This window comes from Fulvivirga sp. AWR4_260 (assembly GCF_056158185.1).
This window is the reverse complement of record NZ_JBSWSU010000015.1, coordinates 1,080,832-1,099,854: the sequence shown is the minus strand read 5'-3', so window position 1 is coordinate 1,099,854 and position 19,023 is coordinate 1,080,832. Positions and strand designations below refer to the sequence as shown.

Annotated in this window: 15 protein-coding genes; 6 read left to right on the top strand and 9 right to left on the bottom strand. The window is 36.4% G+C overall.

The window, feature by feature from the left end; genetic code table 11:
* Window positions 1-40: 40 nt before the first annotated feature.
* The 5 genes from ACXACQ_RS11170 to ACXACQ_RS11150 all read right to left on the bottom strand — a co-directional run bounded on the left by ACXACQ_RS11170 (window position 41) and on the right by ACXACQ_RS11150 (window position 6,041).
* Complete coding sequence (locus tag ACXACQ_RS11170) at window positions 41-2,065, bottom strand: leucine-rich repeat domain-containing protein (protein WP_474976029.1); 2,025 nt, start codon at window positions 2,063-2,065, stop codon at window positions 41-43.
* A gap of 12 nt (window positions 2,066-2,077) precedes the next feature.
* On the bottom strand, window positions 2,078-2,953 hold the full coding sequence (locus tag ACXACQ_RS11165) for a hypothetical protein (RefSeq protein WP_474976028.1): 876 nt from the start codon (window positions 2,951-2,953) through the stop codon (window positions 2,078-2,080).
* Window positions 2,950-3,510: a hypothetical protein gene (locus ACXACQ_RS11160; RefSeq protein ID WP_474978472.1), complete on the bottom strand. Its 561-nt coding sequence runs from the start codon at window positions 3,508-3,510 to the stop codon at window positions 2,950-2,952. Before ACXACQ_RS11160 ends, ACXACQ_RS11165 begins: the two co-directional genes overlap by 4 nt.
* A 60-nt stretch (window positions 3,511-3,570) precedes the next feature.
* Window positions 3,571-4,014 (bottom strand): hypothetical protein, encoded by a 444-nt coding sequence (locus ACXACQ_RS11155; RefSeq protein ID WP_474976027.1) that lies wholly within the window; start codon window positions 4,012-4,014, stop codon window positions 3,571-3,573.
* 257 nt (window positions 4,015-4,271) lie between these two features.
* A complete protein-coding gene (locus ACXACQ_RS11150; RefSeq protein ID WP_474976026.1) occupies window positions 4,272-6,041 on the bottom strand; it encodes an OmpA family protein in 1,770 nt (589 codons plus the stop codon).
* A 124-nt stretch (window positions 6,042-6,165) separates the two neighbouring features.
* On the opposite strand from ACXACQ_RS11150, the gene ACXACQ_RS11145 reads away from it, so the two are divergent.
* The 3 genes from ACXACQ_RS11145 (at window position 6,166) to ppgK (ending at window position 8,769) form a co-directional block, all read left to right on the top strand.
* Window positions 6,166-6,960 carry a carboxypeptidase-like regulatory domain-containing protein gene (locus ACXACQ_RS11145; RefSeq protein ID WP_474976025.1) on the top strand — a complete coding sequence of 265 codons (795 nt, stop codon included), beginning with the start codon at window positions 6,166-6,168 and terminating at the stop codon, window positions 6,958-6,960.
* A gap of 310 nt (window positions 6,961-7,270) precedes the next feature.
* Window positions 7,271-7,954: a lysophospholipid acyltransferase family protein gene (locus tag ACXACQ_RS11140; protein ID WP_474976024.1), complete on the top strand. Its 684-nt coding sequence runs from the start codon at window positions 7,271-7,273 to the stop codon at window positions 7,952-7,954.
* A 68-nt stretch (window positions 7,955-8,022) separates the two neighbouring features.
* On the top strand, window positions 8,023-8,769 hold the full coding sequence (ppgK, locus tag ACXACQ_RS11135) for a polyphosphate--glucose phosphotransferase (RefSeq protein WP_474976023.1): 747 nt from the start codon (window positions 8,023-8,025) through the stop codon (window positions 8,767-8,769).
* Window positions 8,770-8,821: 52 nt separating this feature from the next.
* Here ppgK and ACXACQ_RS11130 read toward each other — a convergent pair whose 3' ends face one another.
* A complete protein-coding gene (locus tag ACXACQ_RS11130) occupies window positions 8,822-12,268 on the bottom strand; it encodes a pyruvate carboxylase (RefSeq protein ID WP_474976022.1) in 3,447 nt (1,148 codons plus the stop codon).
* Between the two features lie 374 nt (window positions 12,269-12,642).
* Here ACXACQ_RS11130 and ACXACQ_RS11125 point away from each other — a divergent pair, with 374 nt between their 5' ends.
* Window positions 12,643-13,230, top strand: coding sequence for a hypothetical protein (locus ACXACQ_RS11125; RefSeq protein ID WP_474976021.1), 588 nt, complete (start codon window positions 12,643-12,645; stop codon window positions 13,228-13,230).
* A 2-nt stretch (window positions 13,231-13,232) separates the two neighbouring features.
* Here the strand turns inward: ACXACQ_RS11125 and ACXACQ_RS11120 are convergent, their stop codons facing one another.
* A complete protein-coding gene (locus ACXACQ_RS11120; RefSeq protein WP_474976020.1) occupies window positions 13,233-14,762 on the bottom strand; it encodes a tetratricopeptide repeat protein in 1,530 nt (509 codons plus the stop codon).
* A 224-nt stretch (window positions 14,763-14,986) separates the two neighbouring features.
* On the opposite strand from ACXACQ_RS11120, the gene ACXACQ_RS11115 reads away from it, so the two are divergent.
* The gene (locus ACXACQ_RS11115) at window positions 14,987-15,148 is read left to right on the top strand and encodes a DUF1328 family protein (protein ID WP_474976019.1); all 162 of its coding nucleotides are present in this window, start codon (window positions 14,987-14,989) and stop codon (window positions 15,146-15,148) included.
* A 212-nt stretch (window positions 15,149-15,360) separates the two neighbouring features.
* On the opposite strand, the gene ACXACQ_RS11110 is transcribed toward ACXACQ_RS11115, so the two are convergent.
* Window positions 15,361-16,734: a cystathionine beta-synthase gene (locus ACXACQ_RS11110; protein WP_474976018.1), complete on the bottom strand. Its 1,374-nt coding sequence runs from the start codon at window positions 16,732-16,734 to the stop codon at window positions 15,361-15,363.
* A 201-nt stretch (window positions 16,735-16,935) separates the two neighbouring features.
* On the opposite strand from ACXACQ_RS11110, the gene ACXACQ_RS11105 reads away from it, so the two are divergent.
* Entirely contained in the window at window positions 16,936-18,267 is a 1,332-nt protein-coding gene (locus ACXACQ_RS11105) for a carboxypeptidase-like regulatory domain-containing protein (RefSeq protein ID WP_474976017.1), read from the top strand.
* Between the two features lie 2 nt (window positions 18,268-18,269).
* Here ACXACQ_RS11105 and ACXACQ_RS11100 read toward each other — a convergent pair whose 3' ends face one another.
* Complete coding sequence (locus ACXACQ_RS11100) at window positions 18,270-19,022, bottom strand: hypothetical protein (protein ID WP_474976016.1); 753 nt, start codon at window positions 19,020-19,022, stop codon at window positions 18,270-18,272.
* Window position 19,023: the final 1 nt, after the last annotated feature.

The window sequence follows — 19,023 nt, the reverse complement described above, 5'->3', positions numbered from 1 at the left end:
CTGCCTTACAATAGTATAAACGGATAATGTAACTTTAATTCTAATAGTAAACTACCTGGCAAGATGGCTTCACTTCCTTAAACTTCTCTATATCCTTTTGGCTTACCTTGGTATTAAAACAAGATACTTTGGCTAAATGTATAAGTGTGTATAGCGGAGATAAATTACTAACACTGGTATTTTGCAAGTCTACCTCCACTAATTGATCTAGTTTTCGCAACGAATTGATATTAGATATTTTAGTCCCTGAAAAAGAAAGTACCTGTATACTCCTCACACTTTCTATTGTACTCAAATCTCCCACACGGGTGTAATCTATATTTAATTCCTTCAAGTTTTTCATCCCCACTAAAGGTGACAAATCGGACACAGGATTATACGAGCAATCCAATTTCTCTAGTTTCGTCAATTTTGAAATGGGCGATAAGTCAGAGATTTTCATCACCTTGCTAATTTTCAAATCTCTAAGCTCTTTTAATGATGACAATGGCGCTACATTTTCTATCCCACTACCTTCTGGCACTACCAGTTTCTGTAATTCTAAAATATCATACAACTTGCTAAGAGGCAGTTTATCTATCTCTCCCCTATACCCCACATGATCTGTAAAAATCTGCTTCCACTCCTTTGAAAGTCTAATCCACCATACAGTATAATCCATAGTTTTGAAAATAACTGTAGCAGACGGGTGCGCCTCTTGGTACCTATTCAGCTCTGCCTGCCCCACTTTGGAATAATCAGCGGCTAACAACTTCAATTCCATCTGGGAAACGGGGCCTAAAGAATCAACAGGAGTATCTGATATATCCAATCTTTCCAATTCAGTATAATTAGCAATTGGAGCTAGTGAGTTAACACTTGATTTCTTCAGGTTTAAGTTTTGTACATTTTTAAAATCAGCTATAGGCTGAAGAGACACTATTTGCGATTTACCTTCAATATTGATCTCTTCAGTTGCTTTTATTCTGGCAAGCTCTTCACCTGAAGGCACGGTGCTGGTGATTTTAAACTGCTCTTTAAAGGCTTCTTTCCATGCCAAGGGGAGGTTTTTCCACCAGCCCACCAAATCAGTGGTTTCGTATACTACCTGACATTTGGGATGGTACGCCTCAAACTGCTTTATTTCTTTTAAATCAATGGGCGTATTGCTACAAACAACCTTTTTCAATGATTTAATATTATCTAAGGGCGCTAACGAACTAATGAAAGTATTATCAAAAAACACAACCTCTAAGTGGTTAAGCTCTATTAATGGATCTAAAGTTTTGATATCTGTATTAGACATGTACAACTCCTTAAGCCCCGGCAACTCACTAGCCACCGAAATATCATGTATAGCTGTATTAGACATATTTAGCACCTCCAGCTCTTGAAGGTTTAGCAGCGGATTCAAATTGGTGATATACCTGTTGTACGAAATATCCACCTTCTTAATACCTAACACTTTGTATGGCTCATTTAGATTTACGTTAGCTCCTATTGCACGCTGAAACACCACTTTCCATTCAAAATCAAGTGCATCCCACCATTGCTGAAATGCTTTTAAATCTCTGATACCACTAGAATATATACTTGCCACCTTGTATACTTGCTGCTGCTCATCGTAATTAATTTCAGCAAACCTCTTAGAGGAGGTTTCATATGCCTTTCCATCAACAGTAATACCTTTTAAACTAGAGGTAAAGCTCACCTTAAAATAAGACTTTTGTGATGAGCTGAGCTTTTCTACCTGACTGATTTTAAAATCAAACTTGAGGCTTTTATAAAGTATATCTATGTCTTTAAGATAATTCTGCACGCTTTTATTTAAGCTCACTTGCCTTTCGCTTAAATCATCTTCAATTTGGGCATTCGCACCTGTAAATATTTTAGCATACGTTTTATCTGTTATTACATTCTTATCCTTAGTGGGCACATCTTTATTACCCAATGTATTGAATGTAAACTGCATAAACTCCATTAGTTCAGTAACCCTCTTCTTTTCATCAGCAGTTTGAGCCTTTAGTGCATGAGAAAAAGAGGTTATAAATAAGAGAGAAATAAGTGCTAGAGTAAATGATCTCATGTTAGTTGATTTTTATGGCGAATCGGGCAAATGGTTATTATCACTATAAAAAATATATTTCCTTAGAATTTCCTTATCCTTTTCAGCTACTCTCATTAAATCAGAAACTAGCCATCCAGAATTTTTGTCTTGTCTTGAAAATTTAGAAACCTCAAAATACCAGTTATTAACTTGAAAGAAATGAAACTTTAGTCCTTTAATCTCCAGTAATTCTGCGTTTTTCTTTTTCAACTCATAAATAAATAAAGTCAAAAAATCGGGATTATATTCATTTGCAGCATACTTTTCAATTTCATCTAACTGAATAAATGCTTTTTTTAAGTTCACAAAATTAATTTCATGACTTTTGGGATGTAAATACGGCCCGGGTTCATAAGGCTTTTCGCTATGAAACAGGTCTATACCTTTAAATAAGGTTATAAAGGGCTTAAAATAAACATTTGTCAAAACCCATTTAGTACCTACATTTTCTCTTTCCATTTTCAAAAACAGTGAGCAAGGCTGCTTTTTTCCATCATATGAAATGATGATATCAAGCTGAGCATACCAATCTCCGCCTCTCGAATAAAGAAAAGCAGGAGTGGAATCATCAGTAACATCTGCAATAAAATTATTGATCAGTGTATCAGCCATGTTAGTAGTGGCCTTATTAAATAAGTTAGGAATATAAACCTGCCTCAACTTAGGGTCATGAAACTTTTTGTCTCTGGTAGAGAATCTTTTGCCTTCATAATCTTCCTCACCATTAAACCTTCTAAAAAACTGGTTCATTTGCTTTGTTTCAGCCATAATGAACTCATTTCCCTGGTCATATGTAACACCCTGTGAAAAAACACGGATACTTGTTACACATAGAATTAAGCTTAAAATAAGTTGTATCTTTTTCATAGCATTGTTTCACTTACTACTATATCGCCAAGCAATACGTCCCAAAAATCCACATCAGTTCCTTCCACCTGCATCATTTTACGCTCTACGTAAATGGTAATATCCTTTTTGGTTACATCCTTGTAAACCAATTGATCTCCTTTAGTTCCTTCAAATTTTTGATAAATGGTTACGATCCCCACATACCTACCGTCTGGTGTTATTTCCAAATCACTAATATATTGAATATCAAACCACTCAATAGTAACCTTATCGTAGCTGAGTGCCATAAGGCGTTCAAAATATGTTTTAATAGGGTATTGTTTCACCTCATCTTGATCCACAGCTGAAACGCCAATTACACTTTCTTCTGCAAACAAGCCTACAGCTCTATCCATAACCCTTTTTGCTTCAGAAAATGGAGTATTTTTATTGGCCATAATTCCAATGTACTTACTCAAATCTCTGATCTTTTCCATAGCCATGGAGTCTACCATAATCTTTTGGTCCGGCTCCAATACTTCCTCTTCAAAGTACCCTCCGGCTCCCTGCGCCTTTACTTTGGAAAACATTAACATACCAACCAAGAGCAAGACTATACACGCTATATATTCCTTTCTCATCGTCATTCTAATTTCCTACTTACTTGCCATTTCTAATTTTACTATTTTCGTCTGCTCTTCATTGAGCACAATATTTTCTATATAGTGAGGAGCTTGTTGTGTATCGTTTAAATAATGGAGGTACTCACTGATTGACGTAGGCTCGTCATAATATTTTTTACCTTCCTTATTATAAAGCACTAAAAAAACTGGGGTCTCTTCAGATTTAAAATATTCAAAAACTTCTTTGCGCTTCATTTCTTTAGTATTTACATCTTCCCTTTTCATCTTGGAGAAAATGTAGAAATAAGTTTCTAGCGTTTCTTTCAACTTACCATTTACCATGATGATATCTGCGCTACTCAGGCTTTCACCCTCTGCATCCACCAAGGTTGTAGCATCATTTTTTGATGCTTTACAAGCAAATAATGATATAACAATTAACAGAGAGAAGAAGTAATGACTCTTTGACGTACCCATATTATTCCGAATAAAAGTTGAAAATAGAACAAAATAGTACAAAAAGCCAATATTTCTGACAGAAAATAATTCATCTTTTTTAAAACTAAAAAAAGAACAATCATCTGCAATACCCTCAAATCAAAACATTTATCATTATTGAGCACAAAATTAATACTCATTTTTTAACAAAAAACTTACTTCAAATTACCGTAAAATTTCACCCAACAAAAAAGGCAGCCTTTAAGCTGCCTTTTTCAACGTGTTATCGAATTTTATTATTTTTTCATCACTTTAAATTCAACCCTACGGTTAGTGGCTCTTCCCTCTTCAGTATCGTTACTTTCCAGAGGCACTTCCTCTCCATAACCTTTAGCCTGAAGGCGATAATCATCTATACCTTGCTTTATTAAATAAGCAACCACAGCCTCAGCTCTACCTTGCGATAGTTTTTGGTTATAATCATCAGAACCTTTACTATCGGTATGGCCTCCTATTTCTATCTCTACCGACTTATTCTCATTCAAAAACTCTACCACCTTATCTAGTTCAGTAAATGACTCAGACTTCAATGTGGTTTTATCGAAATCAAAAAAGATATTATTTAACCTTACGGTAGCTCCAACTTCAATTGGTTTTAAGTAAATTTCTTTATTTATCAAACTACCATCATTGCTAGTATTGTTAACACTATCAGTTCCATTAAGATATCCCTCTGCTGTGGCATTCAAAATATACCAACCATTTTTCTCCAACTCTTGCTCATAATACCCCTCCGCCAAATTCTTCTCGGCCACTACCTTACCGCTTTTCATAGACACTTCAATGTGCGACTTTAATGGCTCATTAGTTTTAGCATCATATACATTTACAGTAAGCATAGAATTTCTCTGCTTAGGCTTTAGCGTAAAGTCTTTAATTACCACAGTATCTCTAAACACATCCTTCAGCGTTAGCGATGCATCTACAGCGTAATAATCGGCAGCAGAAACATTGAAATCAAACTTACCTTCACCCTTTACCTTTACAGTATATCCATTCAAATTATCAGATTGCAAGGTATCTGTAACATCTGCTCCCATAAAACGAATAGTAGCATTAATACCAGACTTAGACTTTTCATCAGTAACCAAGCCCTTAATGGTAATAGTAATCTCCTTTTCAATGAGCTGAAAAATATCAAGATTACCACCATCAATAGTTCTCCCTGACTGAGCAGTAAATAAGTTGCCATTAGCATCTATTGACATATATGAATCAAACGCACTGGTATTCAACGGTCTTCCTACATTCTCAGGGTCAGACCATTTAGTCCAAGTACCGTCCAACCTTGTAGACTTATAAATATCAGCACTACCAATACCCATATCTTTCCTGTTACTAGAAAAGTACATGGTTTTATCGTCAGGAGCCAAATAAGGAGCAAACTCATCTCTAGAAGTATTGATATTACTACCCAACTTCACAGGGCGAGACCACTTGCCATCCTCTAAAGCTTTACTCATATATAAATCACTAAAAGTACCGTTATCATCTTCACTAAAGTAAAGGATCATAAATTTCCTATCAGATGAGAGTGTAGCCCCGTAGAATTTACCATTATTCATGTTCTTAAAATCATCTACATCAATCTCATCAGGCTTAGCCCATTCGCCCCCTTCTTTATGAGTAAAGGAAAAACCTTTAGAATTTTTAGAATTTCCACCTCTTATAAACAGTGTTCCATCTGGCAAAACAGTAAACACTTGATTAGAATGGTGCTGGTTTAATGGTTTATCCATGTGCTTTGCCTCCCCCCAGGTACCATCGGCTTGCCGCTCAGAATACCAAATATCCTGACTACCTTCTCTGCCATACGTATTATCAGGATGATTATGCACGAAGAAATACAATGTTTTACCATCAAGCGAAATAACAGGAGCACCCTCATGATACCCAGTATTCACCTTTCTTCCCAGGTTTTTTAATTCATATCTTTCTCCATACTCTTGCGCAAAAGCCGTTGCACTATAAACGATCGATAAGATCAATAACCAAGTTTTTTTCATTAGCTGTGGAATTTAGACGGTAAATATATAAATTTAGAATATCAATACTAAAAATTTTGACATGCTGACCATCATTTCTTTACATAACAACGAATCCTTTTCCTCTAATTTTCGTATGCTGAGTATGTCAAAATTCGTTCTAACGATCTCATTACTATTCATTTCGATAGTAGGTGCATTTGCGCAAAATGATATAGTTTCAATTTCTGGTACTATTACCGAAGCAGGCTCCAATTCTGCAGTACCTTATGTACATATTTTGAATAAAAACAATTCACAGGGTGTAGTAAGTAACACCGAAGGTAGGTTTTGGATTAAAATGCACAAAGCAGACACTTTACTATTCTCCTCCATTGGGTTTGAAACCTATGCCTTTACCCTGAAGAGTGACATGAACAGCAATAAATTAGAGGTAAACATAGAACTCAACACCTCTACTCTTAATCTTAAAGCTGTTAAAGTTTTTGCCTACCGCGATGAACACGCCTTAAAGCAAGCTATACTTAACATGGACGTGCCATTAGAAAAAGATGATAAGCTAGAAGTTTATGGCTTTGAAAATGCTAAGAACTACATTAATTCGCACAACAACTCTCCTGCAGGCATTACAGGAGCTGTCTCAAAATTTGCTGATACTTTCAGCAAAGCTGCTAAAGAGAAAAAAATGCTTGCTCAATACGAGAAAGAATATAATAATAGAATTACTGTAGAAAAAAAATACAACGAAGAAGTGGTGAAAAATCTAACTGGTCTGCCTGAAGATCAAATTGATGAGTTCATGCAATTTTGCAAATTGGAATATTCATTTTTAGAGGGATCATCTGAATATGACATTGCTTTGGCTGTAAATAAATGCATGATAGAATTTGCTCAGATAAGCTTAGATGATGAAGATTCTATAAAAACAGAAGACAACTAAAATAGAAAAACCGCCCTGTCTTAGGCGGTTTTGCAAGCAAAGAGGTTGTACATTTTTTTATATACCTAAAGTTAAAAATTTCCACAAAATAACAAGACAACATCCCCCTTTTCTTTCCGTAGGCAAGTAACAATCAAAAGAATAACCGCCACCGCCTACATAAATTTAACCAACAGATAACTAAGAATAGGCTGCAAATAAATTCCTTTTTCTTAATTTCGAGATTTTTAAGGCTATGATAAAAACAATTTTTTTAAAATTATACATGGTATGGGTGCTGATAGTATTCTGCGTTTTCATGGTTATTCTGATGCCCATAATCATTATACCTATTTTATTGGGCGAAAAATATGGCAACATCACCTACTTTGCATTAAGGTTATGGTCCATTATTTTCAGTATACTTACTTTTATAAGGTATGAGGTTGTAAACAAGAACAACGTAAACAAGTCTGCCTCTTACATATACACCTGCAACCACACTTCTTTCTTAGACATACCTGGTTTAGTGCAAGGTGTTCCTACTCAGTTCAGGCCATTAGCAAAAAGAGAGCTTACAAAAATTCCATTCTTTGGCTTTATTGTAAAAGTAGCTACAGTGATTGTAGATCGTTCAAATGCTCAAAGCAGAAAAGACAGCATGAACAAGCTTAAAACTGTATTAAAGGAGGGGATTTCTATTTTAATATTTCCTGAAGGAACACAAAACCGGACTAAGCTTCCTTTGCAACCGTTTTACGATGGCGCTTTTAGAATAGCCATTGAAACAAAAACACCGATAATGCCCATTATTATCACAAATGCGGGCAAACTAATGCCTCCTAGCTCTATCAACCTGAGACCAGGGCTTATTAAAGTGATTTTCGGTGAAGAAATAGACGTGAGCGAATATGACTCTAATGACCTGCCACTACTAAAAGAAAAAGTATTTAAGGAAATGGAAAAAGTGGTGTTACACGAAATGAAAGAACACAACGTAACCATAGGAAAATAAGCAACTCCTAATCAATTACACCTTCTATTTGTTCAGCAGTTATATTCTGAATATATTAACTGTTAATTATGAAAGTACTAGGTATAGATATAGGAGGCACTGGCATTAAAGGTGCAATAGTAGATACAGAACAAGGCAAATTAATATCAGACAGATATAGAATAGAAACACCGCAGCCCGCCACTCCAAAGGCAGTAGCAAAGGTTATCAAAAAAATAAAAGATCATTTTGAATGGAGTGATGACATTGGTTGCGCCTTCCCTACGGTGGTCAACAATGGAAAGGCTCTTTATAGCTCTAACCTAGATCCTTCATGGAAAGGACAACAAATAGATGATCTTTTCAGTGAGTATTGCGATGATTTAAAATTCACTGTTATAAATGATGCCGATGCAGCAGGAATTGCAGAAATGAATTTTGGTGCCGGCAAGAAGAAATCAGGACTTGTAATCACCATCACTATTGGCACCGGCTTGGGCAGTGGCGTATTTTTCAATGGCGAGCTCATTCCCAACTTTGAACTTGGCAGAATGATGGGCAAAGATGGCCAGCCAATTGAGTTCTATGCAGCAAACTCAGCACGCAAAAAAGAAGAACTTGACTATGACACATGGGGAGAAAGACTCAATTTCTTTTTAGAGCATGTAGTAAGAATTTTCTCTCCTGACTTTATCATTCTTGGTGGTGGTGTAAGTAAAAAAATCCACCTCTATCGTAAACAGATTAAAATCAACACACCCTATTCTGTGTCTCAAAAGCTTAACAACGCAGGTATAATAGGGGCAGCATGTTACGCTGCGGCAGCACATAAATAAAAAAGCAGTCTCTTTCGGAGACTGCTTTCTTTATATCGAACAATAATTTTAACTATTCTAGCTCTATAACAAGGTCATCTTGCTCTACCATTTCTCCTACAGGTAGGTGAATTTTCTTTACTACACCAGAAACTGGCGAGCTTACGGTAGACTCCATTTTCATGGCTTCAATAGCAAATAATGGCATATTCTCTTTCACCTGATCTCCTACAGCCACTTTTATTTCAGCTAGCCTTCCTTGTAAAGGTGCTCCTATCTGCTTATTACCTTCCGCTTTTATGTGCGTAAGCTTATCAGTTTTAAAGTCGGCATCTCTCACCTCAAGCACCCTTGTTTGTCCATTCATCTCAAAGTAAACCTTACACATTCCTCGCTCATCAGGCTCAGAACGGTATAGTTTCTTAATAATGATAGCTTTTCCTTTGCCTATCTCTACAAATATCTCTTGATTATTCCTCAATCCATATAAGAATGCAGGCGTAGGTAGTCTCCACACTTCTCCAAATTTTTGCCAATGAGCGTGAAAATCTTTAAACACTTTTGGGTAAAGCTTGTAAGACAAGAAATCTAGTTCATCGCAATACTCATCAAATTCCGCTTGAAATTCTTTAAATTCCTTCTCAAAATCAATCGGTTCCAAATGTTCATTAGGACGATCAGTAAATGGTTTTTCTCCTTTAAGAATTATCTTCTGTAACTCTGCGGGGAATCCTCCATGCGGCTGACCTAAATCTCCTTTAAACAAGCTCACCACTGACTCAGGGAAAGATAATGAGTGCCCTCTTTCAATTACATCTTGAGGTGTAAGATCATTAGCAGTCATGAACAAAGCCATGTCCCCTACTACTTTTGATGATGGCGTCACCTTTACTAAGTCACCAAACATTTGATTCACCAAAGCATAGTTTTCCTTCACCTTCACAAACTTTTCTTCCAAGCCTAAGCCTCTGGCCTGCGGTCTTAAGTTAGAATATTGCCCTCCAGGAATTTCATTCTCATATACCTCTGCTGTCCCTGCTTTCAAGTCAGATTCAAAAGGATAATAGTACTCTCTTACATCTTCCCAATAATTAGCGTACTTATTTAATGAATGAAGATCAAATTTATGTTCTCTCTCATTACCTTCCAGACCGGCCAACATAGAGTTGAAGTTCGGCTGAGAGGTAAGCCCTGACATTGAACTTATAGCTACATCTACCACATCTACCCCTGCTTTAATAGCCTCAAAGTAGGTAGAACTTTGGATGCTAGAAGTATCGTGAGTATGCAAGTGAATAGGAAGGTCAACTGCCTTTTTCAATTCAGTAATAAGCACTGCAGCACTTTGTGGCTTTAATAAACCAGCCATATCTTTTATGGCAAGTATATGTGCACCCTCATCTTCTAGTTGACGAGCCAAATCCAGATAATACTGCAAATCATATTTAGTATTCTCCTTCAGAATGTCTCCAGTATAACATAGGCACGCCTCAGCTAAAGAATCTGTTCTTTCTCTTACTGTGCGAATACTCGTTTTCATAGCTTCTACCCAGTTCAATGAATCGAATATTCTAAAAATATCAATTCCGGTTTCTGCGGCTTTTTCTACAAAATTTTCAATTAAATTATCAGGATATGCCTTATACCCAACTCCGTTAGAACCTCTTAGAAGCATCTGCAGCAATACATTTGGCATTGCCTGACGGAATAACTTCAATCTTTCCCATGGGTTTTCATGCAAAAATCGCATACACACGTCAAACGTGGCTCCGCCCCACACTTCCATAGAGAAAATATTAGAATGGTTCTTAGAAAAACCTTCCGCTACTTTTAACATATCTACCGTTCTCACCCTTGTAGCCAATAACGACTGGTGAGCATCACGGAAAGTAGTATCAGTGAAGTGAATTTTATTATCTTCTTTCAACCACTTTACAAACCCATCTCGCCCAAGCTCAGTAAGCTTATCTTTAGTTCCTTTGGGGTGCTCTCCCAAACGATCAAACTCAGGAACTTTAGGCTCTCTAAATACTTTAGTTAAGTCTGCTTTTTTAATATTAGGATTACCATTCACTGATAAATCAGCAAGGTAACTCAACAGTTTTGTACCTCTATTGAGGCGTCTTGGCATATTAAATAACTCTGGATGGTCTCCAATAAAGTTAACCGTAGCCTCGCCTTTATAAAATACTGGATTACTGATTACATTAGCTAAGAAACCAATGTTAGTCTCTACACCCCTAATTCTAAATTCACTTAGGGCACGCTCCAGCCTTTCAGCAGCGCCTTTTAATGTTCTTCCCCAAGATGATACTTTCACTAAAAGGGAGTCAAAGAAAGGAGATATAGTAACCCCAGCATAACAGTTACCCGCATCAAGTCTAATTCCGAAACCACTAGCACTTCTATATGCTATAATGGTACCGTAGTCTGGCTTAAAGTTATTGCTTGGATCTTCTGTAGTAATTCTACACTGAATAGCATAACCATTACACTTTACATCCTCTTGGCTTTTTATAAATATTCTTGGATCAGCCAAGTCATATCCACGGGCAATTAAGATTTGAGATCTAACGATATCTATCCCTGTCACCTCTTCGGTAATGGTATGCTCTACCTGCACCCTTGGGTTCACCTCTATAAAGTAGATATTCTCTTCTTTATCCACCAGAAACTCTACCGTACCTACGTTATTATACTTTACGTTACTAGCAATGCTCAAAGCATATTCGTAAAGCTTATCTCTTGTCTCTTGACTAAGCGTGATTGAAGGAGCCACCTCCACCACTTTTTGAAACCTTCTTTGAACAGAACAGTCTCTTTCAAAAAGGTGAACTATATTACCATAGTTATCACCCATTATTTGCACTTCAATGTGCTTGGGCTGATCAATAAATTTCTCTAAAAATATGGTATCATCGCCAAAGGCATTTCCTGCTTCTTTTTTAGCTTCGTTAAATGCACTTACCAACTGGCTGTCGTCACGCACTACGCGCATACCTCTACCACCACCACCAGCAGCAGCTTTTACCATTATAGGGTATCCTATTCTGCGGGCCTCTTCCAGCGCCACATCAGAGTTTACCAATTCTTCTTTACTATCTTCAATAATAGGTACATTGGCCTCTATTGCTATTTTTTTAGCCTCTACCTTATCCCCCAACTTATCCATCACCTCAGGCTCCGGACCAATAAAAATGATCCCTTCTTCTTTACATCTGCGCGCAAAATTCACATTCTCAGACAAGAAGCCATAACCAGGGTGTATAGCGTCCACATCATTTCTTTTGGCCACCGCTATAATCTCCTCAATATCCAAATAAGGTTTTAAAGGATCGTTATCATCACCTATTTGATAAGCCTCATCAGCCTTATATCTGTGCAAAGAATACCTATCCTCATAAGTAAATACAGTTACTGACCTGATTTTCAATTCCGATGTAGCTCTTAATATTCTTATCGCGATTTCTCCACGATTAGCTACCATCAATTTCTTTATGTCCTTTAGTTGGATATCCATTTATCGATATATATGTTATGTATAAGAAGCTCTTTTAATGAGTGAAAAGTTAAAACATATTGCTGGTATGACAAAAAGATAGTTTTCCAGTTTGAGTATTTTTATCATAACCACACATTTAATTAAAAAATGATAAAAAATGTTTATCAATATTTTAAAATTATCAATGTAACACTTACAATTTCACTTCACTAAGTATTAATAAATTTCACCGTCTAATTGTTTTAACTTTTTATGAAGCACAATTTTAGGTGTAGAAAATTGTTATTTATAGACGGTATTGTTTTAACTACTAGGCTATACTGAAAACAAAAAATCAGATTTTGTGATCGTATATTTTTCAATGAGGGTTATAATCAACTAATTTTGCAGCCATGAATGATGAAAAAAACGGAAGAATGGTGGAGATACCAGAGGAGTTTCATTCTTTTAGTAAAGGAAAGCCCTTCGAACAATGCATTGAATGTGATAAACATCTGCTTGATGATGACACGGAATACTTTATAGAAAAAGCCGTTAAAAAGTATAATGGATTTAAAGCTGCTGATGTAATATTTGAATACGCCATTTGCTTGGATTGTGCCGAAAAAATGAGGCATAAGATATCCAAAGAATCAATGCAAAGCATAGAACAGTATTTCACTGAAAATGTAAACATGGTTAACAGGTTAAACATAATGCAAAACCACCCTGATAACCCAAAAGAATGGACCAGTGAGTGCTTAATTAAAGGAAACGAAAAAAACAGCTTGGAAGAATTTCAGCTTTACGCCCACTGTAAAGGCACTAAAATGGAACTTGGGCACATGCCTTATATGATATGTGGAGCGGCATTAGATGAAATAACCCAAATCCTGTCCACTGAAACCCTAGATGAATTGAATGGTTTTTTGGGCAAACATTTTGGACCACCGCCAGAACTAGAAGAGCTTTTACCTACCCGTAGGTTAGTGCTCATTTAAACTTAATCACCAGGTTGCTGGTTGCTCTTATCTTCCAGCTTCGCTCTTATATTGTAAATTACCAAGTCGAGATTTTTTATGCTTTTGTTGAGGTGGGAGACAATTTCTTTTTGATCATCATTCATAGCACTGCTATTTAGCAAATTTACCAAACCAATAATATTGGCTACTGGAGAGCGCACTTCATGTGCGCTCACATAGGCATACTCGGCCAATACTTGATTTTGCTCTTTCAAAAGCCTAGTACGCTCTTTTATTTTATCTTCCAAAGAATCATTAAGCGCACCTAAATTTTGATTCAACTTCAGCAGTTTGTCAGATTGTACCTGTATTTTTTCGGACTGGGCCTGTATCTCATCATTTTTATCAGCCAGCAGCTTATTCACTTCTGTTTGTACTTTCCTTTGCTTGTAAAATGCGTAAGCCAACGCTGTAGAAATAAAGAACAGTATCATAACCGTAATAATGATAGTATTACGCTGCCTCAATTGTAAAGTTGAAGCCTCTCTTTCCTTTTTTAATAATTCCGTCTCATAAGAATGTCTCATCTGAGCTATCTGAGAAGACTTTTCTTCATTAAAAATACTATCTCTAATAGAAAAAAAACGTTCATAATCAGTTAATGACTCCTCGTACCTTCTAGTGGATTTATACAGCTCACTTCTATCATGATAAATAGACATGACCAAATCTTTGGCACTTACACTAAGTGCTGATTGTAATGCTTTATTAAAAAAATCTTCAGCTATAGACACCTCTGCTAGCTTCATATAAACATTGGCCAGCTTATGATATGATAAAGTTACGCCTCTCATGTTTTTCAATTGCTTTCTCAACAAGAGTGCACTTTTGTAATTAATAATAGCAGAGTCATAACTACCCTCTGCATAATAGACATCTCCTATACCACTAAAAGCGTATGCGCGCGCCCTTTTATCATCTCCAACTTTCAAAAAGCTTTTTTTAAAATAATATTTTGCAGAATCATAGCTTTTTTTGCCCACATGCACCTCCCCTATATTTAAGGTAATCATAAACTGATTTTCGATTTCAGGATGCTTATTAATTAATCGCTTAGCCTTATATAAAAATTGAAGTGCATCGTCATATTCATTAAGCTTTTTGTATACCTCTGCAATATTATTATAGCACGTAAAAACTCCTTGAACATCCCCTACTAACCGAAACACTTTTAAGGCATCTAAGTAATTTTCTAACGATTCAGGGTAATTGCTCATCGCCCAATTTGCACTTCCTAATACATTATAAGCCATACCCTCTCCTGCCGGATATCCAACTAGCTTACTATAGTTAATGATAATATCAACATCGTCTTTAGCTACTAATGGAGCCACATGAGTATACTCAAAAGCCAAGCTAGTAAGTAACCTTATTTTTGCGCTATCAGTTACAGCCTGATGATAACTTCTTGAAAGGCTATCCATTAATGGAGTTTGCGCCACACCTGAAAAAATAAAAATATGTGACAGCAATACTGTTATTAGAATATATAGCGATAAACGATAGTGCATACTCATTCTTTATTACAATGTAAAATTTTCTGAGGTATGTAGCAATCTATATTATGTAATGTTTTGAGTAAAAAAATACCCACATACATAACTTTTCCACAATATTTCAGGCTTAAACGGAAAACCAAAAATTTATAACAAACTGAAAAACAGGTACTTAAATAACAAATAATAATATGGCTCAATATTTCCAATAGAATAATCAAAACCAAAAATTTTCAATTATGCTTAGATGGACAGTAATATTTTTGATAGTAGCTTTAGTTGCAGCATTATTCGGATTTGGAGGAATAGCAGCAGGAGCAGCAGGAATCGCAAAGATTTTATTCTTCGTATTCCTTGTATTGTTTGTAATATCACTTATTTCAGGCGCAGTAAGACGCTGATATAGATAAAGAGATTACTCTTAAAATAATCTAGGCCAGTACATTTAATTAATGTACTGGCCTTTTTTTTATGATTTATCACCTAGTATAATAAAGACAAAAAAAGGCCTCGCTTACGTTTTAAGCGAGGCCTTTGTCCCAAAACTTACTTACATTAACATGTTATCAACCTTGCTATAAGCAAGACAATATCTATGCCAATACAAAATATCTTATCCGTTACTGATAGCTTCTAGCAAATCGTGCTGAGTAATGATATGCACTTCATCTTGATGATCCCTTACCAATACAGCCTTATTATCCTTGTTTATCATAGATGAGAGTACATCTAGGGTATTATCCATAGCCACGAAAGGCATTGGCTTATCCATAATATCAGCTACAGATTGGTCTTTAACATTAGGGTTATCTATAAGTGCCTCTAACAGCTTTGTTGTGGAAACACTTCCTACAAACTGACTATTTTCTACCACAGGCACTTGATCAATACCTTCTTTATTGAGGATACGCATCACATCACCCACTTTTTGATCTTTAGCTATTGTGTAAAGTTTACCCGCTCCGTTTTTCCTGTCAATAATATCTTTTGCTGTAGCAAATTCTCTCTCTTCTAAGAACCCGTGGTTCTTCATCCAGTTATCATTATAGATCTTAGCTAAGTAACGTGTTCCGTGGTCAGGTAAAATAATCACCATTACATCATCTTCTTTCAGATTCTTCTTGGCATACTCTAATGCTCCAAATACAGCAGACCCACACGACCACCCAACAAAAAGCCCCTCTTCACGTGCCAGCCTACGCGTCATAATGGCGCCATCTTTATCAGTTACCTTCACAAAGTGATCAATAACATCAAAATCAACATTTTTAGGTAAAATATCCTCGCCTATACCTTCAGTCATATACGGATATATTTCGTTAGGATCGAAAATACCTGTTTCCTTATATTTTTTAAACACCGAACCATAGCTGTCAATACCTACTGTAGTAACTGCCGGGTTCTGCTCTTTTAAATACTTTGCTGTTCCACACATAGAGCCACCAGTACCTACGCCTGCAGCATAATGTGTTATTTGCCCTTCAGTTTGCTTCCAGATCTCTGGCCCTGTAGTTTCATAGTGCGCTCCTGCATTAGAAACATTATCATATTGGTTGGGATAAAATGAGTTAGGAATATCCTGATTCAATTTTTTAGCTACAGAATAATATGACCTTGGATCTTCTGGAGCCACATTGGTAGGACAAACGATCACCTCTGCTCCTACAGCTCTTAGTATATCTATTTTCTCTTGAGATTGCTTATCTGACAATGTAAAAATACATTTATAGCCTTTAGCAATGGCTACCAATGCCAATCCCATACCTGTATTACCCGATGTACCTTCTATGATAGTACCTCCTGGCTTTAACAGCCCTTCTCTCTCGGCATCCTCTATCATTTTAAGCGCCATACGGTCCTTCATTGAATTACCCGGGTTAAAGTATTCTACCTTTACTAATACTGTTCCCTTTATTCCCTGACTCACCTTATTAAGCTTTACAAGGGGAGTGTTACCTATGGCTTCTATAATGGAGTTATAATACATAATTCTGTTTATCTCTTTTTAACAAAATTATGAAGTTATTCAGTGATATAATAAGTTTCACTTTCTTATTTCATATTCCAAAAACATCTTAACCCTGTATTCGTTTAAATTTAAAATTAACAGCAGTATATTAATACAGGCTTAATATTGACCAAAACCAGCAATCTGCCAGGCTACTATTTTAGATATCATTACTTACCAATGAACAACGTTAAAACAACTTATCTTAGGCGCGCTAGCCTTTTATTCATTTTGGTATGCGCTAATATATTAACTGTTGCGGCTCAGCAAATAAGTGTAACTGTGCTGAATGCTGAAGACAAAGAGCCTGTGCCTTTTGCTACGGTAGCCTTTCCCGCTCTTCAATATGGATTCAGCACCAATGCAGAGGGTGTATTTGTACTAAAAGTAGATGCCAGCAACCGCAACCAAAATCTATTGATCTCTAACATAGGGTATCATCCTTATACCATATCTATTCAAGAGCTGAGCAAACATAGCCAAGACACCATTCTATTAAAGCCCAAGGTAACTGTGCTAAGAGAGATAACTGTAAAAGCTGACCGTGAATCTGCCGAAGAGATGATTAAAGAAACAGGAAAAAGTCTGCAGCTATTACTAGGCAAGCACCCATATTATCTATATGGATACTACACCGAAGAAGTGATCAAAAACTCATTTTATGCGGGCTACACTGAAGCATATGGCATTTTTCATATTGCTGGATACCAGCCCAATTACAACCGAAAAAACCAATTATTTTCGTACGATATAGCTCAGTGGAAAAACATACGCAGAACAAAATACACGGTTAATTCAGAATGCAACAGCAGTAAAAAAAGAACATTAGAAATAGACAAGCTCAACAGAGCCAAAAGCGAGTATTTATACAATAGCCTTTTCGAGAAAAAAGTAAGCAAACAGTTCCGCTTTACGGTGGATAGCATTACCTCTTTTAACAACACTGATGTTTTTGTAATAGGCTTTAGACCTATTGACCCCAAAAAGTTTACCTATACTGGCATGGCTTATATTAAAGTAGATGATTATGCGCTTTTAAGACTAGACATCAACGACAACAATGCTGAAAACATATTGTATCCAGAAACATGTAAAGTACACAAAATCAAAGCTCATTTTCAGCTTGACTTTACCCAAGTTGCCAATGACTATTACTTGAAAAGCACTACCCTTAATACAGAATACTATGTAAATACTGATACCATTAGCGAGAAAATAAGCATTATAGGCGGAGTATTTAAAAAAGACCATGTTACGGAATTAAACTATGGCCAACGCACTATTCTGTACCAAGAGATGATTAACCCTATTATTGTATACAATGAATCTTTATGGGATGAAAACCAACGTTCATTACCCAAGCAATTAATTGAGGACAAGCCAAAGGCTAACCGACAATTTGAGTTCAGTAATGGCGACCGAATAATACCACTCCCTGATGGGTATGACTCTTATGAAGGCTTATACGAGAAACAGGATGTATTTACTATGTTCTTAAATGCTAATTACTAGTTTCATTTCACAATGAAATTGGTCTTATCAACTCCGGTGTTTCCTGTTTCTGAATCATAAGCATAAACAGTAACTTCATAAAGACCTCCTTGCTTGAAGTCATAATACGTTTCAAATGTATTCACCTTATTATTAACATGTAATGGTACAGTGTCTACAACCTTTCCTTCTGATTTAATAATAGCATTCACTTCGATTTTTTCAGCATCCCACAACCCACCGTTAGAAATGGTACAGCCACACATCATCACTACATTAGCCTTGATCAATGCTTTTTTAGCCTCAATACCTTCGTGCGTCTGCGGTGCTAATATGTTGACCACAAAACCAGGAATTTCCACAACCAACCCTTCTCCATCGATATCTTTTCCGGGAATTAACCAAGTTTGAACAGACGCACGCACAGCTGCCTGCGGCTGGTTGATTGGAGATGTTACTTCTACTGTCACAAATGTGGGTTCTTCTATCTTCAAATCGGCCACGAACTTAGCAGTACCATCATCACTGAGTCGCTGAGCCCTGCTATGAGGTTGCTTCATAATAAGATCAGTATTACCTGTACCTCCTTGCGTAATTCCTTTAGCCAGAAGCTCCCCGGTATTGGCATTTTTCACCAGCACTTGTGCTCCACCAATAGAAGACCCTATAAATTTAGCGTCTTTAGCTTTCGCCCTTACCACTAACTTAGTTGACTGTGCCCACGACATCTGAGACACTACTGTAAATAATACAAATATGAAAACTCTACTCATCATT

Bases quoted from the DNA above. Each gene is read 5' to 3' on its own strand.
- ACXACQ_RS11165 (WP_474976028.1), bottom strand. From the start codon at position 2,953: ATGAAAAAGATACAACTTATTTTAAGCTTAATTCTATGTGTAACAAGT.
- ppgK (WP_474976023.1), top strand. From the start codon at position 8,023: ATGAAAGTACTAGGTATAGATATAGGAGGCACTGGCATTAAAGGTGCA.
- ACXACQ_RS11130 (WP_474976022.1), bottom strand. From the start codon at position 12,268: ATGGATATCCAACTAAAGGACATAAAGAAATTGATGGTAGCTAATCGT.
- ACXACQ_RS11105 (WP_474976017.1), top strand. From the start codon at position 16,936: ATGAACAACGTTAAAACAACTTATCTTAGGCGCGCTAGCCTTTTATTC.
- ACXACQ_RS11100 (WP_474976016.1), bottom strand. From the start codon at position 19,022: ATGATGAGTAGAGTTTTCATATTTGTATTATTTACAGTAGTGTCTCAG.
- ACXACQ_RS11140 (WP_474976024.1), top strand. From the start codon at position 7,271: ATGCCCATAATCATTATACCTATTTTATTGGGCGAAAAATATGGCAAC.
- ACXACQ_RS11170 (WP_474976029.1), bottom strand. From the start codon at position 2,065: ATGAGATCATTTACTCTAGCACTTATTTCTCTCTTATTTATAACCTCT.
- ACXACQ_RS11125 (WP_474976021.1), top strand. From the start codon at position 12,643: ATGAATGATGAAAAAAACGGAAGAATGGTGGAGATACCAGAGGAGTTT.
- ACXACQ_RS11150 (WP_474976026.1), bottom strand. From the start codon at position 6,041: ATGAAAAAAACTTGGTTATTGATCTTATCGATCGTTTATAGTGCAACG.
- ACXACQ_RS11145 (WP_474976025.1), top strand. From the start codon at position 6,166: ATGTCAAAATTCGTTCTAACGATCTCATTACTATTCATTTCGATAGTA.
- ACXACQ_RS11160 (WP_474978472.1), bottom strand. From the start codon at position 3,510: ATGTTAATGTTTTCCAAAGTAAAGGCGCAGGGAGCCGGAGGGTACTTT.
- ACXACQ_RS11115 (WP_474976019.1), top strand. From the start codon at position 14,987: ATGCTTAGATGGACAGTAATATTTTTGATAGTAGCTTTAGTTGCAGCA.
- ACXACQ_RS11120 (WP_474976020.1), bottom strand. From the start codon at position 14,762: ATGCACTATCGTTTATCGCTATATATTCTAATAACAGTATTGCTGTCA.
- ACXACQ_RS11155 (WP_474976027.1), bottom strand. From the start codon at position 4,014: ATGGGTACGTCAAAGAGTCATTACTTCTTCTCTCTGTTAATTGTTATA.
- ACXACQ_RS11110 (WP_474976018.1), bottom strand. From the start codon at position 16,734: ATGTATTATAACTCCATTATAGAAGCCATAGGTAACACTCCCCTTGTA.